Source organism: Acidimicrobiales bacterium (genome assembly GCA_036273495.1).
GTDB lineage: Bacteria > Actinomycetota > Acidimicrobiia > Acidimicrobiales > JAJPHE01 > DASSEU01.
In genome coordinates, this window is sequence record DASUHN010000020.1 from 1 (window position 1) to 2,837 (window position 2,837).

Below are 2,837 nucleotides of genomic sequence, written 5' to 3' on the forward strand. Positions count from 1 at the left end.
CACCGACGAGGGACCGGACGGCCAGCAGCGCCGGCCACGCCCGCGCCGGCACCACGGGCTTGGCCCGGGCGACGGACCTCCTCAGCCATCGGGGCAGGCGCACACCACCAAGCGTGGCACCTCCCCACCGCCGTGCGCGCCTTCCCGCCCCCGCCGACACGATGCCTCGATATAACGGATACGCTATGATGCAGCAGGTGAACGAGACGGGACGCATGCTGCGTGACGCCAGGCTGAAGCGCGGCTGGTCCCAGGCCCGGCTCGGGAGGAGCACCGGGTTGGCGCAGTCGGTCATCTCGGCGTACGAGTCCGGGGCGCGGGAGCCCTCGGTCTCGGCAATGCGCAAGCTGGCCCGGGCAATGGGCATGGACCTGGCCCTCGTCCCGCGGCTGTACCCAGGGCCCGACCCGCGGACGAGTGCCCACCAGTTGGAGCAGGTCCTGGAGCTGGCCGAGGCCATGCGCCTCGCTCCGCGAAGAGCCCACCTGCGCTACCCGGTCCTGGGCCGACCCGAGTGACGATCCTCGGTGACAAGCTCCTCGCGCTTCACCGGGCCCTGGATGACCACGGCATCCCGCACGCCATCGGAGGTGCGATAGCCCTCGCTTATGCCGTCAACCAGGCCCGGGCTACACACGACATCGACATCAACGTCTTTGTCAGGCCAGACCAGGCGGACCGGGTCCTCCAGGCCTTGCCAGCCGGTGTCCGGGTCCGACCCACCGATCTCGACGTGCTACGCCGCGATGGCCAAGCTCGCCTGTGGTGGGACGACACCCCCGTCGACCTGTTCCTGTCGACGGTGGAGCTACATGACGTCGCGGCGGGCAGGACGCGCTCGGTGCCCTTCGAGGAGGGCTCCCTCCCCATTCTGTCGCCCACCGATCTTGCCGTTTGCAAGGCGATGTACGGGCGGACCAAGGACTGGGCGGACATCGAGGCAATGCGCGACGCCGCGACTGTGGATGCCGCCGACGCGCTCCGATGGGTGGCCGGGATGCTGACGCCCGAGCACCCCAACTATCAACGCCTGAACGAAATCCTCTCGTCTCCTCCGACCTCCGACGAGGGTGATCGTCTGCCGGAGGCCATGCGGCCGGCGCGAGGCCTCAGAGCGCGGCCGGGTCCACCTCGTCCCGGGGCTTGTTGAGGGTCAGCACGAGGTCGGCCACCAGCCCCAACAGACCGAGGGCCACGCCGACGAGAAGCAGGACGATCGTGTCGGCGGCCACGTGGAAGCTGTTCGCCACCAGGTCGTAGGCCAGCTTGCCCACGCCGGCCACCAGCAACAGAAGGCTGGGCGGCATGAACACGCGGAGTGGGTTGTAGACGAGCACCATCCTCACGATCTGGAGGAGGTACCGCCGGGTGTCAACCCACCAGTGGAACTTCGAGCGACCGGCGCGGGGGAAGTAGTCGATGGGCACGTACCGGACGGAGTAACCGTTGGCCAGGAAGGCCATGGTGATCGTCGTCACGCACGAGAAGCCCCGGGGCAGCAGGTAGAGGTACTGCAGGGCCACGTCCCGGCGGAAGACCCGCAGGCCGGAGTTCAGGTCCGGGATGCGCGTGTCGGTCAGGTACGAGGCCAGGCGCCGCAGCAGCCACTTGGCCGGGACCCGGGCCGCCCGCTTCGTGCCCTGCTCGGTGCGGCGGGCCCCGACGACCTGGTCGAAGCCCTGGTCCAGCTCCTTGACCAGACTGGGGATCTCGTCGTTGGGATAGCTCATGTCGACATCGGTCCACGCCACGAGCCGGCCGCGCGCCGCCCGGGTCCCGACCTTGCGGGCCGAGCCCGATCCCCGGTTGACGGGGAACCGGATCACCTGCACGTCATCGATGGTGGCGATCTCCTGGGCCGACTCGTCGGTCGAGCCGTCGTCGATCAGGATGAGCTCGTAGCTGTAGGGGCTGGCATCCAGCGCCGCTCGGATCCGGTCGACCTCGGCCCGGATGTGGCCCGCCTCGTTGTGCACCGGCAGCACGACCGACACGTCCGGTCGAACAGCGGTGGACGCGCCCGGTGCTGAAGTCCGCTCGCCCGAAGCGCTCACCCGGGGCAAGGTTAGGGGTTGGAGCCCGGTGCCAGACTCATCCGCGTGACGACCGAGAGCGTTCGGGTCCGCGCCGCCGGGCGGGAGGACGCCGGCGGCATCCGTGAGCTGCTCGGGCTGTCGTTCTCCGGGAACCCCAAGGCCCGGGCCGACGTGATGGACTGGCAGTACTGGGACAACCCGTTCGGCGCGGCCCGGTCCTGGGTGGCCGAGGCCGAGGGGCGGATCGTGGCCCACTACGCCGGCATCTGCCTGCCCGGGGTGCTGGAGGGCAGGCCGGCGACCCTGGCCATGGGCGTCGACGCCGCCACCGATCCCGGGTGGCGGGGATTGGGGCTGTTCGAGCAGCTGGCCCGGGCGGTGTACCTGGACTGCGGGCAGGCGGGCATGCCGGTCACCTACTGCCTTCCGAATCCCAACTCCCTCCGCGGCTTCCAGAAGGCGGGTGGCCGGGACGTCGGACGGGCCCGCGTCCTGGTCGCGCCGCTCGACGACGCCTGGTTCGGACAACGGATCCGGATGCCCCGGCCCGGGGCCGGCACCGTCGCCCGGGCGGTGTTCCGCCGGCCCCGGGCGGTCGAAGCCCAGGTCGTCGGCGCTCCCCCGGCGGGCCTGGACGAGCTCTGGGGGGCGGTCGCGGGGAGGTGGCAGTTCGGCGTGGCGCGGAGCGCCGACTGGTGGCGGTGGCGGTACTCGCAGCGCCCCGAGCGGCCCTACCTGTTTGCCGAGCTGCGCCGTGCCGGCCGGCTGGTGGCCGCGGCGGCCGCCATGGTGCGCGAGGAC

The 2,837-nt window shown here is 71.2% G+C and carries 4 protein-coding genes; 3 read left to right on the forward strand and 1 reads right to left on the reverse strand.

Going from position 1 to position 2,837, the window contains the following annotated elements:
* The first annotated feature begins 197 nt into the window (after positions 1 to 197).
* Positions 198 to 518 carry a helix-turn-helix transcriptional regulator gene (locus tag VFW24_00895; GenBank protein ID HEX5265305.1) on the forward strand — a complete coding sequence of 107 codons (321 nt, stop codon included), beginning with the start codon at positions 198 to 200 and terminating at the stop codon, positions 516 to 518.
* On the forward strand, positions 515 to 1,150 hold the full coding sequence (locus VFW24_00900; protein HEX5265306.1) for a hypothetical protein: 636 nt from the start codon (positions 515 to 517) through the stop codon (positions 1,148 to 1,150). Before VFW24_00895 ends, VFW24_00900 begins: the two co-directional genes overlap by 4 nt.
* Here VFW24_00900 and VFW24_00905 read toward each other — a convergent pair.
* Positions 1,110 to 2,054: a glycosyltransferase family 2 protein gene (locus VFW24_00905; protein HEX5265307.1), complete on the reverse strand. Its 945-nt coding sequence runs from the start codon at positions 2,052 to 2,054 to the stop codon at positions 1,110 to 1,112. The genes VFW24_00900 and VFW24_00905 overlap by 41 nt on opposite strands.
* Positions 2,055 to 2,099: 45 nt before the next feature.
* On the opposite strand from VFW24_00905, the gene VFW24_00910 reads away from it, so the two are divergent.
* Positions 2,100 to 2,837, forward strand: a 738-nt coding sequence (locus VFW24_00910) for a GNAT family N-acetyltransferase (protein ID HEX5265308.1), incomplete at its 3' end; no start/stop codon positions are given.